At 69.9% G+C, this 20,445-nt stretch carries 20 protein-coding genes; 6 read left to right on the top strand and 14 right to left on the bottom strand.

Annotated elements, in window-relative coordinates; all coding sequences use genetic code 11:
* Positions 1-15 precede the first annotated feature (15 nt).
* From AB0J02_RS09625 to AB0J02_RS09610, 4 genes are all read right to left on the bottom strand, one after another.
* The gene (locus tag AB0J02_RS09625) at positions 16-1,575 is read right to left on the bottom strand and encodes an SCO6880 family protein (RefSeq protein ID WP_363193016.1); all 1,560 of its coding nucleotides are present in this window, start codon (positions 1,573-1,575) and stop codon (positions 16-18) included.
* Positions 1,572-2,924, bottom strand: a complete 1,353-nt coding sequence (locus AB0J02_RS09620) for a hypothetical protein (RefSeq protein ID WP_363193015.1) — start codon at positions 2,922-2,924, stop codon at positions 1,572-1,574. The genes AB0J02_RS09625 and AB0J02_RS09620 overlap by 4 nt, the downstream gene beginning before the upstream one ends.
* Positions 2,914-3,723, bottom strand: coding sequence for a hypothetical protein (locus AB0J02_RS09615; protein WP_363193053.1), 810 nt, complete (start codon positions 3,721-3,723; stop codon positions 2,914-2,916). Before AB0J02_RS09615 ends, AB0J02_RS09620 begins: the two co-directional genes overlap by 11 nt.
* 229 nt (positions 3,724-3,952) lie before the next feature.
* Positions 3,953-4,261: a hypothetical protein gene (locus tag AB0J02_RS09610; protein WP_344535914.1), complete on the bottom strand. Its 309-nt coding sequence runs from the start codon at positions 4,259-4,261 to the stop codon at positions 3,953-3,955.
* A gap of 335 nt (positions 4,262-4,596) precedes the next feature.
* Between AB0J02_RS09610 and AB0J02_RS09605 the strand changes: the two genes are divergently transcribed.
* A complete protein-coding gene (locus AB0J02_RS09605) occupies positions 4,597-5,607 on the top strand; it encodes a bifunctional lytic transglycosylase/C40 family peptidase (RefSeq protein ID WP_363193051.1) in 1,011 nt (336 codons plus the stop codon).
* 178 nt (positions 5,608-5,785) lie between these two features.
* Positions 5,786-6,505: a phosphatase PAP2 family protein gene (locus AB0J02_RS09600; protein WP_363193014.1), complete on the top strand. Its 720-nt coding sequence runs from the start codon at positions 5,786-5,788 to the stop codon at positions 6,503-6,505.
* A 298-nt stretch (positions 6,506-6,803) separates the two neighbouring features.
* Here the strand turns inward: AB0J02_RS09600 and AB0J02_RS09595 are convergent, their stop codons facing one another.
* Positions 6,804-8,384: an FAD-binding oxidoreductase gene (locus AB0J02_RS09595; protein WP_363193013.1), complete on the bottom strand. Its 1,581-nt coding sequence runs from the start codon at positions 8,382-8,384 to the stop codon at positions 6,804-6,806.
* Between the two features lie 88 nt (positions 8,385-8,472).
* Entirely contained in the window at positions 8,473-8,622 is a 150-nt protein-coding gene (locus AB0J02_RS09590) for a hypothetical protein (RefSeq protein ID WP_363193012.1), read from the bottom strand.
* Positions 8,623-8,740: 118 nt separating this feature from the next.
* Here AB0J02_RS09590 and AB0J02_RS09585 point away from each other — a divergent pair, with 118 nt between their 5' ends.
* Positions 8,741-9,571 carry a hypothetical protein gene (locus AB0J02_RS09585; RefSeq protein WP_363193011.1) on the top strand — a complete coding sequence of 277 codons (831 nt, stop codon included), beginning with the start codon at positions 8,741-8,743 and terminating at the stop codon, positions 9,569-9,571.
* Between the two features lie 99 nt (positions 9,572-9,670).
* Positions 9,671-9,856: a hypothetical protein gene (locus AB0J02_RS09580; protein WP_363193010.1), complete on the top strand. Its 186-nt coding sequence runs from the start codon at positions 9,671-9,673 to the stop codon at positions 9,854-9,856.
* A gap of 74 nt (positions 9,857-9,930) precedes the next feature.
* Here AB0J02_RS09580 and AB0J02_RS09575 read toward each other — a convergent pair whose 3' ends face one another.
* Positions 9,931-10,302 carry a metal-sensitive transcriptional regulator gene (locus AB0J02_RS09575; RefSeq protein ID WP_363193009.1) on the bottom strand — a complete coding sequence of 124 codons (372 nt, stop codon included), beginning with the start codon at positions 10,300-10,302 and terminating at the stop codon, positions 9,931-9,933.
* A gap of 200 nt (positions 10,303-10,502) precedes the next feature.
* Between AB0J02_RS09575 and AB0J02_RS09570 the strand changes: the two genes are divergently transcribed.
* Positions 10,503-11,123 carry a DUF47 family protein gene (locus tag AB0J02_RS09570; RefSeq protein ID WP_324767024.1) on the top strand — a complete coding sequence of 207 codons (621 nt, stop codon included), beginning with the start codon at positions 10,503-10,505 and terminating at the stop codon, positions 11,121-11,123.
* 9 nt (positions 11,124-11,132) lie between these two features.
* Entirely contained in the window at positions 11,133-12,131 is a 999-nt protein-coding gene (locus AB0J02_RS09565) for an inorganic phosphate transporter (RefSeq protein WP_363193008.1), read from the top strand.
* Between the two features lie 108 nt (positions 12,132-12,239).
* Here the strand turns inward: AB0J02_RS09565 and pstB are convergent, their stop codons facing one another.
* The 7 genes from pstB to AB0J02_RS09530 form a co-directional block, all read right to left on the bottom strand.
* The gene (gene pstB, locus AB0J02_RS09560) at positions 12,240-13,016 is read right to left on the bottom strand and encodes a phosphate ABC transporter ATP-binding protein PstB (protein ID WP_363193007.1); all 777 of its coding nucleotides are present in this window, start codon (positions 13,014-13,016) and stop codon (positions 12,240-12,242) included.
* Positions 13,017-13,063: 47 nt separating this feature from the next.
* Positions 13,064-14,140: a phosphate ABC transporter permease PstA gene (gene pstA, locus AB0J02_RS09555; protein WP_363193006.1), complete on the bottom strand. Its 1,077-nt coding sequence runs from the start codon at positions 14,138-14,140 to the stop codon at positions 13,064-13,066.
* Positions 14,137-15,144, bottom strand: a complete 1,008-nt coding sequence (pstC, locus tag AB0J02_RS09550) for a phosphate ABC transporter permease subunit PstC (protein WP_363193005.1) — start codon at positions 15,142-15,144, stop codon at positions 14,137-14,139. Before pstC ends, pstA begins: the two co-directional genes overlap by 4 nt.
* A gap of 115 nt (positions 15,145-15,259) precedes the next feature.
* Positions 15,260-16,390 (bottom strand): phosphate ABC transporter substrate-binding protein PstS, encoded by a 1,131-nt coding sequence (gene pstS, locus AB0J02_RS09545; protein ID WP_363193004.1) that lies wholly within the window; start codon positions 16,388-16,390, stop codon positions 15,260-15,262.
* A gap of 194 nt (positions 16,391-16,584) precedes the next feature.
* Positions 16,585-17,034 carry an NUDIX hydrolase gene (locus tag AB0J02_RS09540; protein ID WP_363193003.1) on the bottom strand — a complete coding sequence of 150 codons (450 nt, stop codon included), beginning with the start codon at positions 17,032-17,034 and terminating at the stop codon, positions 16,585-16,587.
* Positions 17,031-18,017: a CHAD domain-containing protein gene (locus AB0J02_RS09535; protein WP_363193002.1), complete on the bottom strand. Its 987-nt coding sequence runs from the start codon at positions 18,015-18,017 to the stop codon at positions 17,031-17,033. The genes AB0J02_RS09540 and AB0J02_RS09535 overlap by 4 nt, the downstream gene beginning before the upstream one ends.
* Positions 17,998-20,424 carry an RNA degradosome polyphosphate kinase gene (locus tag AB0J02_RS09530; RefSeq protein ID WP_363193001.1) on the bottom strand — a complete coding sequence of 809 codons (2,427 nt, stop codon included), beginning with the start codon at positions 20,422-20,424 and terminating at the stop codon, positions 17,998-18,000. The genes AB0J02_RS09535 and AB0J02_RS09530 overlap by 20 nt, the downstream gene beginning before the upstream one ends.
* Between the last annotated feature and the right edge of the window lie 21 nt (positions 20,425-20,445).

The following is a 20,445-nucleotide window of genomic DNA, read 5'->3' as shown; positions in this document are numbered from 1 at the left end:
TGTGGGACACGGGGTCTACCGGCGGATGCCGGTGGCGAACGGCAAGGTGTTCACGAACGCCCGGTGGTGCTCCCGGTCGCACCATTCCAGCTTCAGGTACGACTTTCCGGCCGAGGCCCGGATGGTGCGCTTGTCCCGGGCGAGAGAGTCCGGGTTGCGGGACGAGACCGTGATGTAGCCGACGATGTTGACCCCCGCCGCTCCGCTCGCCAGGTCCTCGCCGCGCTGGTCCAGACGGCCGTGGGCGGCGATGTCGCGCGGGTCGACGGTCCGGTTCATCTTGGCGGCGCGGGACGCCTCCGCGTCGTCGTTGGTCTTCTCGGTCAGCATCCGCTCGATGGCGACCTCGGTGGGCTCCAGGTCCATCGTGACGGCGACGGTTCTGATGACGTCCGGGGTGTGGACGAGCAGCGGCGCGAGGAAGTTGACGCCGACCGGCGTCATCGGCCACTCCTTGACCCACGCGGTGGCGTGGCACCAGGGCGCGCGCGTCGACGACTCCCGGGTCTTCGCCTGGAGGTAGGTCGGCTCCATCGCGTCGAGCTCGGCCGGCCAGGCGTTCCGCTTCGTCATCGCCTGGATGTGGTCGATGGGGTGGTCCGGGTCGTACATGGAGTGGATGAGCGAGGAGAGGCGGCCCTGGCCGAGCGGCTGCCGTACGCGGATGTCGGCTTCCTGGAGCCGCGAGCAGATGTCGGTCAGCTCGCGCGCCATGACGACGGCGAGACCGGCGTCCCGGTCGACCTTCTTGCCGGCCTTCGGGCGGGTGGCCCGCGCCATCGCGTTCGCCTCGGAGGCCAGCTCGCGGGTGAAGTGCATGCAGGCCACGAGGTAGGCGCGGTGCTGCTCGCTGCTGGTCGACACCATGGACTGCAGCTGGTCGTACGACTCCTGCAGCCAGCCCAGGGCGCGGTCGTCACCGCGTACGGCCACGTCCTTGGCGTGCGCGTCCGGGTCGGCGGGCAGGGTGCGGGCGAGCATCTGGAGGCGGGTCACGAACCCGTCCCCGTTCGCCACGTGCTTCAGCAGCGTCCCGAACCGGTCGACCAGCGCCTCCTGGTCCTCCGAGTCGCGCAGCCCGACGCCCGGGCCCTCGATCTCGATGGCCGCGGTGACCGTGCGCCGGTCGGCGTGCAGCAGGACCGCGATCTCGTCCGGGCCGAACGGGGCGGCGAGCCACGTGAGGCGCCCGATCCCCGGCGGCGGCCCGACCTCGACCTCGCGCCCGTCGAACCGGACCCCGGCCTCCATCGTCCGCGAACGGTAGGCGGTCCCCCGCTTGAGCGACCGCTTGTAACTCCGGTTGATCTCGAACCACTTGTAGAAGGTGCGGTGCTTGTACGGGACGTAGACCGCGGCCAGCGCGAGGAGCGGGAACCCCATCAGCAGCACGATCCGCATCGACAGGACGGGGACGAGCAGCCCGCACATCATGCCGAGGAACGCCCCGCCGATGATCAGGGCGATCTCGCCGGACTCGCGGTTCCTGCCGACGATCGCGTTCGGCCGGGCCCGGCCGATCAGATATGTACGGCGGGGCGTGACCGGAGGGGACACATGGGACTGGGTCGTCAACGCCCTGCACCTCCTTGCGGTTTGCTGTTGTAGCCGGAATTGCCGCCCCCGCTGCCGCGGTTACCCGCGTGCGGGGTGTTCGTGGGGCTCGTACGGGGCGGGGGTGCGGCGGAGGGAACAGATCCGCCGCCGCCCCCGGCGGCCGGGCGCGAGCTGTGCGCGGCCACGCCGCCGGACACGGGGTTGGCGGGACGGGCCTGGTTGGCTCCGCCCCCGCCGCCGCTGTCCGAGCGGGAGCTGTGGGTCTTGATGCCCTGCGAGACGAGCGAGGCGGGCGAGGTGAACGCGGCGGCCGCCTTGCCCTCCGCGCCCTGCATGATGCGGTTCTTGCGTACGTTGGCCATCTCGTCGCCGAAGCCCGGGACGAAGCGGTAGATCATGCCGCTCGCGAAGATGGCGAGCAGCACGATGGCGAGGCCCGAGACGACCGCGGCCAGCGAGTCGGGGCCGCCGCTGCTCGTGGCCAGCGCGCCGGCGAGACCCAGCACGATCACGATGACCGGTTTGACGAGAATGATCGCGACCATGATCCCGACCCAGCGGCGGACATGGCCCCACAGGTTCTTGTCGACCATCCCCGAGTACACGACGACGCCGAGCAGGGCGCCTACGTACAGCAGCACGGCCCGCAGGTACAGCTCCATGTAGAGCACGCCGGCCGCGACGATCGAGACCAGCGACACGACGATCAGCATGATCGGGCCGCCGCCGATGTTGTCGCCCTGTTTGAGGGCCTCGGAGAACGTCCCGAAGAACGTGTCCGTCTGATTGCCCGTCGCCTTGGCCAGGACGTCGGTGACACCGTCCGTGGCGGACACGACGGTGTACAGGATGAGGGGCGTGAACGCCGAGGCGAGCACGGTCAGCCACAGGAAGCCGACGGCCTCCGAGATCGCCGTGGTCAGCGGTACGCCGCGCACGGCCCGCTTGGCGACGGCGAGCAGCCACAGCAGGATCGTCAGGACGGCGGACGCGGCGAAGACGACGGCGTACTGCTGCAGGAATTTCTGGTTGGTGAAGTCGACTTCGGCGGTCTTCTGTACGGCTTCGCTGAGCTTGTCGACAGTCCAGGAGGCGGCGTCCGCGCAGCCCTTGGCGAGGCTGGAGAGGGGGTCGAGGGGGTTGGTGGTGTCGGGGGGCATGTTGCCGCCGGTGGTGCCACCAGTGCTGCCGCCGTTGTCGTCCCGGGTGCAGTACTTCTTGGCGGGGCCGATCAGCAGGTCGCAGGGGTCGTTCGACGGGTCGGGGTTCGGTGCCGCGAAGACACGGGTGGCTGTCAGGAGGGCCACGGCCTGTACGGCACCGATTGTGGCGGTGAGTTTCAGCGCCAGGCGTGGGCTATCGGGCATACGAGAACCCTCCGTACTCCTCGATGGCCTTGCTGATGTCTTCGGAGTTGGAGGCTCGTTCATCGCCAGGAACGGGGGTGGGCCCATTCTTCTGGGAGTCCGAGGTGATCTTCCAGTCGTTGCCGGTCCACCGGAGGTTGAAGGTCCAGGTCCCCCACGACGTGGTGACGGGGTTGGTCGAGTTGGCGCCCGAAATGCCGAGCAGCCCCATGTACCAGACCGAGACTCTCGCAGTGTCGCCGTACTGGAGCGTCTTGGTGCCCACGGGAATGGTGCGGGAGACGAACGTGCTGCCCTGGGGTGGGTTGCCGTTCGCATCCAGCCCGAGCTTGCTCAGGAAGTCTGTGGAGTAGGCCTTGTCCATGGGGCCGGTGAGCTTCGCCGCGGCGGCGGGCGTGTAGATGCCATCCACGATGGCGTGCCGCCGGTCGGCGCTGAACATGCCATCCCCGCCCAACTGCACCGCATAATTCGCCGCCGCCGACTGAACCCCCTGCTCGTCATGGGCGAACCCCGACCCCACCGCCTTCGTGCCGGTGGGGGACGTCGGGGAGGATTTCGGGCCCGCGTCCGATCTGGCGGCCCCGTCGGAGGCGCTGTCGTCGCCCCGGTTCGCGAAGGCGATCGCGGCGATCAGGAGCACCACGACGCCGACCACGGTGATCAGGGAGCGGGACGAGGAGCGGCCTGCTCTGCGCGCGCCTCCGTACACGTCGCCGCCGGAGCCCTCGGGGAGCCGTGTCCGGGTCTGTCCGGTGCCGCCGTATACGTCGTCGTCCTGCCGGTCGTCGACACTCATTGCGCGCACGTCCCCTCAACCTCGGGCTGAACCGCCGAATTCGCCGCATACGACGGTAGCCGCACTGATTGCCGCGCGGGCGCGGTGTGGTGACTGGACATCAGGGAGACGCAACCTCAGTCGGTGGGCACGACGGGACGGATGGTTAGAGGTAACCGGGTGGGACCGGACCGAAACTGACGGTGTGCTCGCCGCAGGACATTCGGCGAGGTGACCGGGGGCCGCCGGGCTACACGGCCATGCCGTACACGATCGTGAAGAGCGTGCCGAGGGATCCGATGATGAAGACCCCGGTCAGGCCCGCGACGATCAATCCCTTGCCCTGTTCGGCGCTGAAGGTGTCGCGCAGGGCCGTTGCCCCGATCCGTTGTTTGGCCGCGCCCCAGATCGCGATGCCGAGGCAGAGCAGGATGGCCACCGCCATCACCACCTCGATCATTACGCGTGCCTCGTTGCCCAGGCTCCCGAACGGGCCCCAGTCGGGGGCGATCCCGCCGATGATGGTCGTGATGTCGCCTTTTTCGGCTGCCAGCAGCATGTGTAACTCACCGCCCCAAGTGGGTAGTTCTGTCGCCTCCGCCGCAGCGCAGAGGTCAGGCCCATTCTGACCCAGATTGGCGCTGATGCCTGCACACTTGACGCCATTCGTTGGCCGAGTTTCTACGGTCCCGCGGTCGCGGGGCCGCCTCGCGGGGCGGTTCCGTATGCGTGGGAACGTATGGTCACTCTGTGTATCACGCCTGGTCACGCCGGGCAATGAGGGTTCGTGGTGTCCGGCTGTCGAAGAACGCCAGGTGAACTGCCGGTCGTGCGGCCGGGGCGCCTTTAGACTGTTGCGCCGGTGGACTCCCGTGCGGCGAAGGGTGGTTGACGGTGCGTAAGGCGTGGATCGTCGCAGGGTCGGCCGTCGCCGGGGGGACCGGGTTCGTGAGCCTGCTCGTCGTCGGTACGTACATGGCGGCCGGGAGCCTGACGAACGGGGTGGGCCAGGGGGCCGTCGGGCTCGCCAAGGGTGCCGTGCCGGTCGCCTATCAGTCGCTGGTGCAGAAGTGGGGCAATCTGTGCCCGGCCATCAACCCTGCGCTGCTCGCCGCGCAGCTCTACCAGGAGAGCGGTTTCAATCCGAAGGCCACGTCGCCGGCGAAGGCGTACGGCATCGCGCAGTTCATCGCGGGAACCTGGGCCGCGCACGGGGTCGACGGGGACGGGGACGGGGACCGGGACATCTGGGACCCGAACGACGCGATCCCGTCGGCCGCCTCGTACGACTGCAAGCTCGCCTCGTACGTGAAGGACGCGCCCGGTGACGCGACGAAGAACATGCTCGCCGCGTACAACGCGGGGGCGTACGCCGTCATCAAGTACAAGGGCGTGCCGCCGTACCGCGAGACGCAGAACTACGTGAAGACGATCACGACGCTGGAGAAGTCGTTCGCCCGGCCCGTGGGGCGGGTGCAGCCGTCGCAGCAGGCAGCGGCGGCCATCTACTACGCGCAGAAGAAGCTGGGCACCCCCTATCTGTGGGGCGGTAACGGGACGGCGGACCAGGGCGGGCGGTTCGACTGTTCCGGGCTGACCAAGGCCGCGTACGAGTCCGTGGGGGTCGAGCTGCCGCGCGTCGCCAACGATCAGTACAACGCCGGGGCGCATCCGAAGAGGGACGAGTTGCTGCCGGGGGATCTGGTGTTCTTCTCGGACGATCTCAGCAACAGCCGCGCCATCCGGCATGTGGGGATCTACGTCGGCGGCGGTTACATGATCGACGCGCCGCGACCTGGGGCGGTCATTCGTTTCGACCCCGTCGACACGCCGGACTACTTCGGCGCGACGCGGGTCACCCAGGACGGCGCCGAGGCGCTGCCCAGCGCGTCACCGGAAGTGTGACGTGGCTTGAACTCTCCGTTAACGCCCGGCCCTGAGCTGCGGGTTTCCATCTCTCTTCGATAACGTCTGCGTGATCGTTCGGTGGAGTGCGGAACGTTGGGAACGGGAATGTGCGTTCCTCTTGCTGAACCGGAAAACAGACCACGGGGGTGGCTGAAGACGAAGGGGCCGCTGAATCATGGCTGGACTCGAGGCACTCGAGAGTTCCGGATCAAACCCTGACGTCTCGCTGCTCTACGACATCAACGGGCTGACGGACGGCACTCCGGGCTGGTTCGACAAGGCCATGGAGTTCGTCGGCGAGTACGGAATCCTGCTCGGGCTCGTGGTCGTGGTGCTGTGGAGCTGGTGGGGAGCCCGCCGGCGGGGTGCGCTCGACGACGCCGCCTCGTCCGTCGCCGCCGTGGTGTGGGCGCCGCTCGCCGCGGCCGCCGCGGTCCTGGTGAACGTGCCGATCCGGTCCTTCGTCGAGCGGCCGCGGCCCTTCAAGGACCATGACGGGCTCACCGTCCTGGTGTCGGGGAAGAACGACTTCTCGTTCGTCAGCGACCACGCGACGCTGGCCATGGCGATGGGCGCCGCGCTCTTCGTCGCCAACCGCAAGCTCGGCCTCGCCGGGATCGGGCTCGCCGTCCTGGAGGGGTTCTGCCGGGTCTTCATGGGCGTGCACTACCCGACCGACGTCATCGGCGGGTTCGCGCTCGGCACCGCCGTCGCGCTGCTGCTCTCGCCGCTCGCGTCGGCGCTGCTCACGCCGGTGGCCAGAGCGATCGGGCGGTCCCGTGCCGGATGGCTGGTCTGGGCGCCCAGGGTCATGGCGCCGGCTCCGGGAACGGTGGAGCTTCCAGAGGCGCGGGGGTCGTCCGGCTCGCCGGAGGAGCGGGATCTGGCCGCGTAACCGCCTCGCTCTTCGCCCGCGAGCGGGCGAGACCGGCGCCGGCGGCAAGCGCCACGGCCGCGGAGACCGCCGTGAGGGGGCCCGCCTGGGAGTGGGCCGATCCGTCGTCCGTGGCGGCCGCCACGGCGGCACCCAGGGCGAGGACGGCGGCGGTGGCCGCGGAGGCCGCGGCTATTCGGGGCTTGTTCATGAGTTCAGCGCAACCCCGCCCGGCGCTTAGGGCCACCCGAGGGCGTGTCGCGTGCTCCATACGGGGCGGGGGGTTCCCCGGTCCAGCCCCACTTGGCCCGTGGAGCGGCTACAGCGATTGCGGGAAACTGAAGAAGCCCGACGGGTCGTACTGGCGCTTCACCTTCGTCAGCCGGTCGGCGGCGGCCCCGTAGTAGGCCTGCTTCCAGTCCGTCAGGGTCGCGTCCGTGTAGTTCTGGTACGCCGCCCCGGACGCGTACGGGCGCATCGCGGTGTGGGCCTTTTTCAGCCACCCCTGGGCCGCCGTGCCGGAGGTGCCGGGCCGCCACGACACGATGTACTGCGCGAGCATCCGCGAGCGGCGGTGGACGAACGCCGTGGCTGTCGGGTCGACCCGGTTGATCGCGCCGCCGAGGGCCGTGAAGGCGACGGAGCCCGCGCCCGCCGTCACCGTCTCCAGCTGCTTGAGCAGGGCGCGCACGCCCGCGTCCGACAGCGAGCGGTCGAAGAAGTCCGAGTGCGCCGCGTACGTCTCGCGTTGCAGCGCGCCCTGCGAGGAGCGGCCGGGGGTGGCGCCCGGGAGGTGGCACTGGGCGTCGGAGGAGAAGGCGGAGCAGCCCGCGTAGACCTCCATCGACTCCTCGTACGAGCGGCGCTTGAGCGAGACCGAGGTGGCCGGGCCCGGGCCGCCGGGGCCGTCGGCGAGGCGGTCGACCGCGTTCTGGAGTTCGGTGTACGTGCCGAGCGAGAAGACCGATATGGAGATCGTGGGGCGGCCGCCCGCCGCGTTGGCCACGTGCAGCGACGACCAGATCTCGTCGGACTGGTCCGGGCCCCACTTCTGCCAGGCCTTGAGGACCGTCGCCGCCTTCGACCAAGGCCACGTCATGTACGCGGAGACGGCCTGTGGTGCGGCATGGGTCTTGAAGCGGAGCTCGGTGACCACGCCGAACTGGCCGTTGCCCGCGCCGCGCAGCGCCCAGAACAGGTCCTTGTTCGTCGAGGAGTCGGCGGTCAGCTGCTTGCCGTCCGCGGTGATCAGCGTGGCCCCGGTCAGGCTGTCGCAGGTCAGGCCGTAGGCGCGGGAGACCACTCCGTGGCCGCCGCCGAGGGTGAGCCCGGAGACGCCGACCGTGGGGCAGGAGCCCGCCGGTATCGTGACGCCCTTCGCGGCCAGGGCCCGGTAGACGTCGATGAGTTTGGCGCCCGCGCCGACCACGGCCTCGCCACCGGAGGCGCGGACCGTCTTCATGCGGGACACGTCGAGGATCAGCCGCCCGTTGCCCGAGGACCAGCCCGCGTACGAGTGGCCGCCGTTGCGGATGGCGACCGGGACCTTGCGGGCGCGGGCGTACGCGAGGGCCGTTCGCAGGTCGTCGGGGCCGGCGACGTAGGCGACCGCGCTCGGCCTCAGCTCGTCGAAGCGGGTGTTGTAGAGCTGTCTGGCCGCGGCCCAGGCCGACTGGCCGGGGCGGACGAGGGAGCCGTCGAGGTCCTTGGCCAGCGCGTCCAGGTTCGCGGCGGCGCGGACCGTCGCGGAGGCGCTCGCGCTCGTGGAACGGACCGGGTCCGAGGACGAGGCGGCGGGCGACGGGGGTGAGGACGCGGTGCCGCCGTCCGCGCTGCAGGCGGATATCGCGCCCGCGCCGAGTGCGGCCGCCGAGGCCGCTATGAACGTACGCCGCTGCATGCCGTGTCTCCCTGGGCCACCGGTTGCTTCCCGTGGTACGAGACGAGATCCGTGAGCCACGGGTTCCCGGTGCCCGCCCGGGGCGGTTCTAGGCGGCCTCGGCATGCTCCTCCGCGTCGGTACGGGCCTTGCTGCGGGCCCTTCGCGCGGGGCCGCGCCAGCCGCAGGTGCACCGGGCCAGGCAGAACCGGCCCTGTTCCACGACCGTCGTCGCATGATCATGCTGCTGTTGCGCCACGCGGCCACGGTAGCGGGCTCATGTAAACCCCCGTTCGCGTGACGGTCGACCCTACTCGTCGTTAACCGGTCAGCAGCGGGGCCGCAGACGCACGGACAAGCTTGGGGGTAGACAAGCGATGGTGGTGCAGCACAGGCGCCCGACGAGACGAGCGGCGGTGGCCCTCGCCGCGGCGGGGATCGTGGCCGGTGCCGCCGGCTGCGGCGGCGGCGCCGAGGCGGGCGACCGGAACGCGGATCCGGCCCAGGCCGTGCGGCAGGCCCCCGACCGGCTGGTGCGCGAGGGCAGTTCGCAGGCGCGTACGTCGATGGAGATGGCCAGCGGTGGCACGCGGGTCACCATCCGGGGCACGGGCGTCTACGACTACCGCAAGGGCCTGGGCGAGCTGAAGGTGCAGCTGCCGCAGGACGCGGCCGGCGCGCAGGAGCACCGGCCGATCACCGAACTCCTCGCCCCCGGCGCCCTCTTCATGAAGAACCGCGGCGCGGGTGTGCCCGCCGACAAGTGGGTGCGGGTCGACACCGCCTCGCTCACGGACGGCAATCTGGTCACGGGCGGCGCCACCGATCCGCTCGCGGCGGCCGAACTGCTGCGGGGCGCACGTGATGTGACGTACGCGGGCGAGGGCGACATCGCGGGTGTGCGGACCCGCCATTACAAGGGGACCGTCGATCTCCGGGTCGCGGCGAAGGCGGCGTCCGCGGGGAACAAGGGCGCGATCGCCGCGGCGGCGAAAGGGTTCGGCACGTCGCCGGTGCCGTTCGACGTGTATCTCGACGACGAGGGCCTCATCCGCAAGGTCAGGCACCGGTTCAGTTTCGCCAACGCCCAGGAGAAGAAGGACGTCGCGGTGGCGTCGACGACGCTGCTCTACGGGTTCGGGAAGCCCGCGAGCGTGCGGCTGCCGCGGAAGAAGGACATCTACGCGGGCCGGGTAGCGGAGAGATAGGGGTCCGGTCGGGGGCCGGAAATGGTTCTTCCGTGCCATGCGCGGGCCGTGCGGCCCTCCCTACCCTGGGAAGTCGACCGACGATGGCTGGAAGAGGTGATGAACGTGGCTCCCCTGAGCGGTACAGCGGTCCAGGACCACGTCGCCCTCGCCGAGATCGAGCTGTGCGGTGAGTTGATCATCGCGGCGTCCGCCGCCTCCGAGGGGCGGCTCAGCGCGGACCGGATCGATGAGGTGCTGCGGGTGGCCGACACGCTGCCCGGCGGTACGAACGGCGAGGACTGACCGTGGACAGGGACCCCGGGCCCAGTCCTCGCCCGGGGAACTCCTCAGCCACTCAGCCGCCGGACATCTGGCCGTCAGGTACGCAGGAGCCGGGCGATCGCCTTCGTGGCCTCTTCGACCTTGGCGTCGATCTCGTCGCCGCCCTTGACCGCGGCGTCGGCGACACAGTGCCGCAGGTGCTCTTCGAGGAGCTGGAGCGCGAAGGACTGCAGGGCCTTCGTGGAGGCCGAGACCTGCGTGAGTATGTCGATGCAGTAGACGTCCTCGTCGACCATCCGTTGCAGGCCGCGGATCTGGCCCTCGACGCGGCGCAGGCGCTTGAGGTGCTCGTCCTTCTGGTGGTGGTAGCCGTGGATGCCGCGGTCGTGGTCGGTCACGATCCCGGCATCCACGGCCGTCGGCGTCTGTGCGGCGTCCGCCGCCGGCTGGCTCGCTTCCGTGGTCATCGTGTCCGACCTCCCGTGATGGTTCCACATACCCCCTGCGGGTATATGATACCGGACTTTCCGCGGGTCCCGGCGGTTCGCGGGACCCCGTGCTGATCACTGTGCCTGATGGGCGACACTGGGGGAACGCCGGTTAGCCGTGGCCGGATGATGCGCCTAGCATCAGCCTGACCGAATCCAGAGCACCCCGAGGACCCCACGTGCGCTTTCGTCTGACCCCCAGGGAGACGAGCTTCTACGACATGTTCGCCGCATCCGCGGACAACATCGTCACGGGCTCGAAGCTCCTGATGGAACTGCTCGGCGCGGACTCCTCCGCCCGGGCCGAGATCGCGGAGCGGATGCGGGCAGCCGAACACGCCGGTGACGACGCCACCCACGCGATCTTCCACCAACTCAACTCCTCGTTCATCACGCCGTTCGACCGCGAGGACATCTACAACCTCGCGTCGTCCCTCGACGACATCATGGACTTCATGGAGGAGGCCGTCGACCTGGTCGTCCTCTACCAGGTCGAGGAGCTTCCCAAGGGTGTGGAGCAGCAGATCGAGGTCCTCGCCCGGGCCGCCGAGCTGACCGCGGAGGCCATGCCGAACCTGCGCACGATGTCGAACCTCACCGAGTACTGGATCGAGGTCAACCGGCTGGAGAACCAGGCCGACCAGATCCACCGCAAGCTGCTCGCCCAGCTCTTCAACGGCAAGTACGACGCCATGGAAGTCCTGAAGCTGAAGCAGATCGTCGATGTGCTGGAAGAGGCGGCTGACGCCTTCGAGCACGTGGCCAACACGGTGGAGACCATCGCCGTGAAGGAGTCCTGAGGCCGGCTCATGGACACCTTCACCCTGATCGTGACGATCGGCGTCGCGCTCGGATTTACGTATACGAACGGCTTTCACGACTCTGCGAACGCCATCGCCACATCCGTCTCCACCCGTGCGCTGACGCCTCGTGCGGCACTCGCCATGGCCGCGGTGATGAACCTCGCCGGTGCCTTCCTGGGCAGTGGGGTCGCCAAGACGGTCAGCGAAGGGATCATCGCCACCCCTGAGGGACAGAAGGGGATGGGGATCCTCTTCGCGGCGCTGGCCGGCGCGATCGTCTGGAACCTCATCACCTGGTACTTCGGGCTGCCCTCGTCGTCCTCGCATGCCTTGTTCGGTGGCATGGTCGGCGCGGCGATGGCCGGCGGGACGACCGTCTACTGGTCCGGCGTGCTCGACAAGATCGTCATCCCGATGTTCACGTCGCCGGTGATCGGTCTCGTCGTCGGCTACCTCGTGATGACGCTCATCATGTGGCTGTTCCGGCGCTCCAACCCGCACAAGGCCAAGCGCGGATTCCGGATCGCGCAGACCGTCTCGGCGGCCGGTATGGCGCTCGGTCACGGTCTGCAGGACGCGCAGAAGACCATGGGCATCGTGGTCATGGCGCTCGTCATCGGCGGCCACGAGACGTTCGAGGACCCGATTCCGGTCTGGGTCAAGATCGTGTGTGCCGTGATGCTGTCGCTCGGTACGTATGCCGGTGGCTGGCGGATCATGCGCACCCTCGGCCGCAAGATCATCGAGCTGGACCCGCCGCAGGGGTTCGCCGCGGAGACCACGGGGGCCTCGATCATGTTCGGGTCGGCGTTCCTGTTCCACGCGCCGATCTCGACGACGCACGTCATCACCTCGGCGATCATGGGTGTCGGCGCGACGAAGCGCGTCAATGCCGTGCGCTGGGGTGTCGCCAAGAACATCGTCATCGGGTGGTTCATCACGATGCCGGCCGCGGCCCTTGTCGCCGCCGCTTCGTACGGGATTGTGTGGCTGGCGTTCGGCTGAGTTCCGGCCGCCCGCCGAAAAGGCCCGCCCCCTCGGGGGCGGGCCTTTTCTTGTGCCTCGTGGTGGCACCGCCATGCAGCACCACGAGGGGCTGGTGGAGGTGTCGGTCTAGCCGAAACGGCCCGAGATGTAGTCCTCCGTGGCCTGGACCGACGGGTTGGAGAAGATGCGCTCCGTCTCGTCGATCTCCACGAGCTTGCCGGGCTGGCCGACCGCCGCGAGGTTGAAGAACGCCGTGCGGTCCGAGACGCGGGCCGCCTGCTGCATGTTGTGCGTCACGATGACGATCGTGAAGCGCTCCTTCAGCTCGCCGATCAGGTCCTCGATGGCGAGGGTGGAGATCGGGTCGAGCGCCGAGCAGGGCTCGTCCATGAGCAGCACGTCCGGCTCGACCGCGATGGCGCGGGCGATGCACAGGCGCTGCTGCTGACCGCCGGAGAGGCCCGAGCCCGGCTTGTTGAGGCGGTCCTTGACCTCGTTCCAGAGGTTGGCGCCCTTGAGGGACTTCTCGACGACGTCGCTGAGCTCGGACTTCTTGTACTGGCCGTTGAGCTTCAGGCCCGCCGCCACGTTGTCGAAGATCGACATCGTGGGGAAGGGGTTGGGGCGCTGGAAGACCATGCCGACCGTGCGGCGCACGGCCACCGGGTCGATGTGGGTGCCGTACAGGTCCTCGTCGTCCAGGAGGACCTTGCCCTCGACGCGGCCGCCGGGGGTGACCTCGTGCATCCGGTTCAGGGTGCGCAGGAAGGTCGACTTGCCGCAGCCGGAGGGGCCGATGAAGGCCGTCACCGAGCGGGGCTCGACCGTCATCGAGATGTCTTCGATCGCCTTGTGGGATCCGTAGAAGGCGGTGAGTCCGCTTACGTCGATTCGCTTGGCCATGACTGGTTCACTTCCGGTTCGAGTCGCTGAGTAGCTCAAGTGCCGCGTCAGCGGCTCGTCTTCGGGGCCTTCCAGCGGGCGACGCCGCGGGCCACGAGATTCAGGATCATGATGAAGGCGATGAGGACCAGGGCCGCGGCCCAGGCACGGTCGTACGCCGCCTGGCTGCCGCCGCTGCTCGCGTACTGCTGGTAGATGTACAGCGGCAGCGAGGCCTGCGGGCCCTCGAACGGGTTGCCGTTGATCAGCGGGTTGCCGAAGACCAGCAGCAGCACCGGCGCCGTCTCGCCCGCGATGCGGGCGACCGCCAGCATCACGCCGGTCAGGATGCCGCCGAGCGAGGTCGGCAGGACGACCTTGAGGATGGTGCGCCACTTCGGGACGCCGAGGGCGAGGGAGGCCTCGCGCAGCTCGTTCGGGACGAGCTTGAGCATCTCCTCGGTGGAGCGGACCACGACCGGGATCATCAGGATGGACAGGGCCATCGAGCCGGCGAAGCCGGAGAAGCCGAAGCCGAGGATCAGGATCCAGAAGCTGAGGATGAACAGGCCCGCGACGATCGACGGGATGCCCGTCATGACGTCGACGAAGAAGGTCACCGCCTTGGCGAGCCTGCCGCGGCCGTACTCCACCAGGTAGATCGCGGTCAGCAGGCCGATCGGGACCGAGATCAGGGTGGCGAGGCCGACCTGCTCCAGGGTGCCGAGGATCGCGTGGTAGATGCCGCCGCCGGGCTGGTAGGCGGTGACGAAGCCCATCGAGTGCGACAGGAAGTACGGGTCGAGGACGGTGATGCCGCGCTTGACCGTCTCGTAGACGAGGGAGGCGAGCGGGATCACGGCCAGGAGGAAGGCGACCCAGACGATGCTGGTCGCGGTCCTGTCCTTGGCCTGGCGCCTGCCCTCGACCTTGGCGGCGAGGCCGTAGGTGACGAGGACGAAGAGCAGGGCGGCGAGCAGGCCCCACTGGATGCGGCTGCTCAGGCCGGCGCCCAGGCCGATCGCGCAGCCCGCGGCGATCGAGCCGAGCGCGATGGCCCAGGGGGACCAGCTGGGCAGGCGCGCGCCCCGGAGGGAGGAGGGGCGCTTCGAGGGCGCGGGGGCGGGTGCGGTGGCGTGGCTCATGCGTTGGCCCCCGAGTACTCCTTGCGGCGGGCGATGATCATCCGGGCCGCGCCGTTGACCAGCAGGGTGATGACGAAGAGGACGAGGCCGGAGGCGATGAGGGCGTCGCGGCCCTGGTCGTTGGCCTCGGAGAACTTCGCGGCGATGTTCTGCGCGAAGGTGCCGCCGCCCGGGTCGAGCAGGCTGGCGTGGATCAGGAAGTCGGGGGAGAGGACCGTGGCGACGGCCATCGTCTCGCCGAGCGCGCGGCCGAGGCCGAGCATCGACGCGGAGATCACACCGGAGCGGCCGAAGGGGATCACCGACATGCGGATGACCTCCCAGCGGGTCGCGCCGAGCGCGAGGGCCGCCTCCTGGTGCATCAGGGGGGCCTGTCGGAAGACCTCGCGGGAGACGTTCGTGATGATCGGCAGGATCATGATCGCCAGCAGGACGCCGACGGCGAGCAGGGTGCGCGGTGCGCCGCCCTGCCAGGAGAAGATGCCGGTCCAGCCGAAGTAGTCGTCGAGCCAGCTGTACAGGCCGGTCATGTGCGGCACCAGGAAGAGGGCGCCCCACAGGCCGTACACGATGGACGGCACGGCGGCCAGCAGGTCGATGACGTAGGCGATGACGCCGCTCAGCTTCTTCGGCGCGTAGTGCGTCAGGAAGAGCGCGATGCCGACGGCGACGGGGACCGCGATCAGCATGGCGATGACCGAGGTGACGATCGTGCCGAAGGCGAGGACGGCGATGCCGAAGACGGGCGGGGTCGCGGTCGCGTTCCACTCGAAGGTGGTGAGGAAGTTGCCCTCGTTCTTCGAGAGGACCAGCGAGGCGCGGTAGGTCAGGAAGACCGCGATCGCGGCCATGATCACCAGCAGCAAAATGCCCGAGCCGCGCGAGAGACCGAGGAAGATCCGGTCACCGGGGCGGGTGGCGCCGCGTGCGGCGGCCTTCTGCTGGGCTGGGGAGGGGCGATCGGCGGGCGCCGGTGGCGCGGGTGATTGCGTGGTTATGTCCATGGGGTTCTCCGGTCTGCGAAGTCCCTGGCCGCATGCGGCGGTCGCGTACGGGACTTCTGGCGGCGGTGCACCGGACGGTGCGGGCCACCCGTGGATGGGGTGGCCCGCACGCGGGCTAGCTGATGCTGGCGACGGTCTCGCGGACCTTGGCGTTGATCTCCGTGGGGATCGGGGCGTAGCCCAGGTCGGAGAGGGCGGCCTGGCCCTCTTCGGAGGCCGTGTAGGTCAGGAAGGACTTGGTGGCGGCCAGGGTGTCCGCCTTGTTGCCCTTGTCGCAGACGATCTCGTACGTGACCAGGGTGATCGGGTAGGCGCCCTCGGCCTTGGTCGCGTAGTTCAGCGACAGGGCGAGGTCCTTGCCGGTGCCGATGACCTTGGCGTCGGCGATCGCCTTCGAGGCGTTCTCCGTGGTGGCCTTGACCGGGGCGGCGGCGCCCGTGTCGATGTCGACGGTCTTCACGCCGTCCTTGGCGTAGGACAGCTCGAAGTAGGAGATGGCGCCGTCGGTCTGCTTGACCTGCTGGGCCAGACCGGACGAGCCCTGTGCGGACTGGCCGCCCTTGGCCTGCCAGGCCTTGCCGCCCTCGTACTTCCAGTCGCTCGCGGCCGTGGCCTTGAGGTACTTGGTGAAGTTGTCCGTGGTGCCGGACTCGTCCGAGCGGTGGTACGCCTGGATCTTGGTGGACGGCAGCTTCGCGTCGGGGTTGAGCTTCGCGATCGCCGGGTCGTTCCACTTCGTGATCTTCGAGTCGAAGATCTGGGCGAGGGTCTTGCCGTCCAGGACGAGGTTGTCGACGCCCGAGACGTTGTACGCGACGGCGATCGGGCCGCCGACCATCGGCAGGTCGATGCCCTGGCCGCTGGAGCAGACCTTCTTCGAGGCGGTGACCTCTTCGGGCTTGAGCGCCGAGTCGGAGCCGGCGAAGGCGACCTGGCCCTGGTTGAACGCGGTGACACCGGCGCCGGAACCGTCGGGCTTGTAGTTGATCTGCACACCCGAGCAGGTCTGGGAGTAGGCCTGGCGCCAGGCGTCGATCGCGTTGGCCTGGGCCGAGGAGCCGATGCCGAGGAGCTGGCCCTTGGCGTCGTCGCACTTGATGTTGCCGGCCTTGGCCGACGAACTGGAGCCGCCACCGCCGGTGCTGTTGGTGTCGTCGGAGCCGCACGCCGTGAGGGCCAGGGCGCCGGAGACGGCGAGAGCGCCGAGAGAGAGGGCGCGGAGCCGGTTCTTGCGCTGAAGCTTCACCTTCGGATGTTCCTTCCAGGAGCCGCCGGCCTTGTGACGTCTGTGGCGGCGTGCGAAGTCTGCGGATGTTTCAGTGAACGGTGCGGCGGTCCGCTGTCGCGGGGGCACACCGTCTACGGCCGAAATTAGGCAGAACAGGTGAAGCGACCGATGGCCGTGAGTGAACGCAGGGTGAACCTAAGCAGGCGGTGTGGTTAGGTCACGGAGCGATTACGTCGGGTGGTGTGGAGGGCGGCCGGCAGGGCGTCCAGGAGCTTGCGGTCGCGGGGCTGGGTCAGGCGGTTGCGGGCCGCCGTCGGCGGGAGCCACACGATGCGGTCGACCTCGTTGTTCGGGGTGAACCTGCCCGACGTGGCCTCGGCGGCCCAGTAGTCGACCTTCTTGGGGCGGCCGTTCGCGAGGTAGCGCACGGTGGGCAGCGTGGCACCGGGGGCGCACGCGTGGCCGGTTTCCTCCCGTACCTCACGCAGCGCGCCCGTCAACGGGTCCTCGCCGCGCTTCAGCTTGCCCTTGGGATGCGACCAGTCGTCGTACTTGGGCCGGTGGACGAGGCAGATCTCCAGGCCGTCGTCGATCACCGACCGGCGCCACAGGACGCAGCCCGCCGCGCGAATGGTGTTCGTGTCGCTGTCGTGCACGGTCACGGGGTTCCCACTGCCTCTCGTTGCCATGCCCCCCTGAACGCGATCCGGGCGGCCTCCACCTGGTGGCGCTGGTCGGCGTGGAGCACGCCCAGGGCGTACGCCGTCGCCGGGGCGATGCGCGGGGTGCGGGCCGCCTGGGCGGCCGCGCCGGCGGCCTCGGCGGCGTCGCGGTGCGCGTTCAGGGCGTGCGCGGCCTCGTCCTCCTTGCGGTTCTCCTCGCGGCGGATGTCGCTGGCGGGGTCCTCCGGGGCGACCTCCTGGGCGTAGCGGTGCAGGCGCAGCAGCAGGCGTACGTGGTGCCAGGGGGTGTCGGCGTCCGGGTTGTAGGGGTGGCCGGTGTCGTGCAGCGCGGCGACCGCCTCGGTGAGCCGGTTCTCGGCGGCCGCGGCGAGCTTTCGCAGCTCGATGTCCTCGCCGCGGAGCGGGACCTCGCTGGCGAGTACGGCGACGCTGTCCGCGACCGCGTGGAACCGGGACGAGCCGAGGGCGCCCAGAGCCGTGCTGTGGGATCGCGTCTTGGCGAGGGTCAGCTGGCGGTCCAGCAGGGCCGCCGCCTTCGCCGCGCCGAGCGTGAGGGTCTCCCGCGCGGGCGGTGCCGCTTCCCTTTCCGTGCGCGGCGCCGGAGGCCCGGCGGGCCCGCCCCGGTTCGCGGCGGTGAGCCGGTGCAGTGCCTCGTTCAGCCGCTGCAAGCGCTCCGCGTACGCGTGCTCCTGGGCCAACGTGCCCGAGAGCCATGCCAGTTCGGGGCGCAGGCCGTCGGACCACTCCGCGTCGAGCAGCGGGCGGAACGTGTGCAGGGTGCCGCTGATGCGGCGGGCGGCGCGGCGCAGGGCGCGGGCCGCGCCCGCCGTCTCCCCGGCCGCGCCGCTCTCGCGGTGCTGGCGCAGCGCGCGCAGGAACTCGGTCGCCTGGGCCCGCAGGTAGGACGCGAGGACGGCGTCGGCGGTGTGCGCCGTGCCGGGGTCAAGGTGTCGCTGTGCCACGCCGGCGCCTCCGGGCGTCTATGAGCATCTCCTGTACGTTCCGCAGCGGCCGCCCGTCGCCGTCGAGGGCGTGCCGGGTCCAGTTGCCGTCCGGGCCCAGGTGCCAGGAGGCGGTGGTGTCGGACATCCCCGTTTCGAGCAGACGGCTGAGGGCCGCGCGGTGGGCCGGGTCCTCGACGCGGACCAGGGCCTCGATGCGGCGGTCGAGGTTGCGGTGCATCATGTCGGCGCTGCCGATCCACACCTCGGGCTCGCCGCCGTTGCCGAAGGCGAAGACGCGGGAGTGCTCCAGGAAGCGGCCGAGTACGGAGCGGACCCGGATGTTCTGGGAGAGGCCCGCGACCCCGGGCCGCACGGCGCAGATCCCGCGTACCCACACGTCCACCGGGACGCCTGCCTGCGACGCCCGGTACAGGGCGTCGATGACGGCCTCGTCGACCATCGAGTTGACCTTGACACGGACGTACGCGGGACGGCCCGCGCGGTGGTGCTGGACCTCTTTCTCGATCCGCGTGACCAGGCCCGTGCGCAGCGACTTGGGGGCGACGAGGAGGCGGCGGTAGGTCTCGCGGCGCGAGTAGCCGGAGAGCCGGTTGAAGAGGTCGGAGAGGTCGGCGCCGACTTCCTGGTTGGCCGTCAGCAGCCCCAAGTCCTCGTACAGGCGGGCGGTCTTGGGGTGGTAGTTGCCGGTGCCGACGTGCGAGTAGCGGACGAGCTGGTCGCCCTCCTGGCGGACGACGAGGGAGAGCTTGCAGTGCGTCTTCAGGCCGACGAGACCGTAGACGACGTGGCAGCCCGCCTCCTCCAGCTTGCGCGCCCACTTGATGTTGGCCTGCTCGTCGAAGCGTGCCTTGATCTCCACCAGGACGAGGACCTGCTTGCCGGACTCGGCGGCGTCTATCAGCGCGTCCACGATCGGGGAGTCGCCCGACGTCCGGTACAGCGTCTGCTTTATGGCGAGCACGTCCGGGTCGTTCGCGGCCTGCTCCAGGAAGGCCTGCACGGACGTGGAGAAACTGTCGTACGGGTGGTGCAGCAGGACGTCGTGGCCGCGCAGCGCGGCGAAGACGTCGGGCGCCGAGGACGACTCGACCTCGGCGAGGTCGCGGTGGGTGCCCGCCACGAACTTCGGGTACTTCAGCTCGGGCCGGTCCAGGACCGCCAGCGCGAAGAGGCCGGTGAGGTCGAGGGGGCCCGGCAGCGGGTACACCTCGGCCTCGCTGATCTTCAACTCCCTTACGAGCAGGCTCAGTACCTCGGAGTCGATGGTCTCCTCGACCTCCAGGCGCACCGGCGGTCCGAAGCGGCGCCGCATGAGTTCCTTCTCCAGGGCCTGGAGCAGGTTCTCGGCGTCGTCCTCCTCGACCTCGAGGTCCTCGTTGCGGGTCAGCCGGAACATGTGGTGCTCCTCGACCGTCATGCCGGGGAACAGCTCGCCGAGGTGGCGGGGGGCGGCGATGACGTCCTCGATGGGGACGTAGCGCTGCGGGGAGGCCTCCAGGAAGCGGGCGAGGAGGGGCGGCACCTTGACGCGGGCGAAGTGGCGGTGGCCCGAGACGGGGTTGGAGACGACGACCGCGAGGTTGAGGGAGAGCCCCGAGATGTACGGGAACGGGTGCGCGGGGTCGACGGCCAGCGGCGTCAGGACCGGGAAGATCTGCTGCATGAACAGCGTGTAGAGCCGGGCCTGTTCCTTCTCGGTCAGCTCGTTCCAGCGCACGACGTGGATGCCCTCGTCGGCCAGGGACGGGGCGACCTCGTCCTGGTAGCAGGCGGCGTGCCGGGCCATGAGTTCGCGGGAGCGGTTCCAGATCAGCTCCAGGACCTCGCGGGGCTGCAGCCCCGAGGCCGAACGGGTGGCGACGCCGGTCGCGATGCGCCGCTTGAGGCCGGCCACGCGGACCATGAAGAACTCGTCGAGGTTCGAGGCGAAGATCGCCAGGAAGTTCGCGCGCTCCAGGAGAGGGGTGTTCGGGTCCTCGGCCAGCTCCAGGACCCGCTCGTTGAACGCCAGCCAGCTGCGCTCGCGGTCCAGGAAGCGGCCCTGCGGCAGCTCCGCGTCGGCCTGGCCCGCGTACTCGTCCTCGTAGTCGTCGGGGTCCGCGTCGATGTCGACGACGATACCGGCGAGCTTGGCGGCCGCCCGCTCGAAGTCGCGGCCCGCCACGGGCTGCGGGCGGTGCGCGGCCAGCGAGCCCACGGACGGCTGGGGCTGTGGGGCCGAGGTGGCCGGCGGCGCGGTGGCGGTCGGGTCCTGTGCGGCGTTCGGCTGGCTCATGGCCCCATTCTTCCGCGCGGAGACCGTCTCGGGCGCGCTGGGCAGATCGGAGAGCGCGGGCGCGAGACGGAGCCGGCCGTGCGGCGGCTCCGGCGGGGCCTTCGAGGGATCGGACGCGGGGGGCTGCATTCCGTGAGCGTCGCAAGCCCG

This window comes from Streptomyces sp. NPDC050264 (genome assembly GCF_040655895.1).
Lineage (GTDB): Bacteria > Actinomycetota > Actinomycetes > Streptomycetales > Streptomycetaceae > Streptomyces.
The sequence above is the reverse complement of the archived record's forward strand: the minus strand, read 5'-3'. Positions and strand labels throughout refer to the sequence as shown.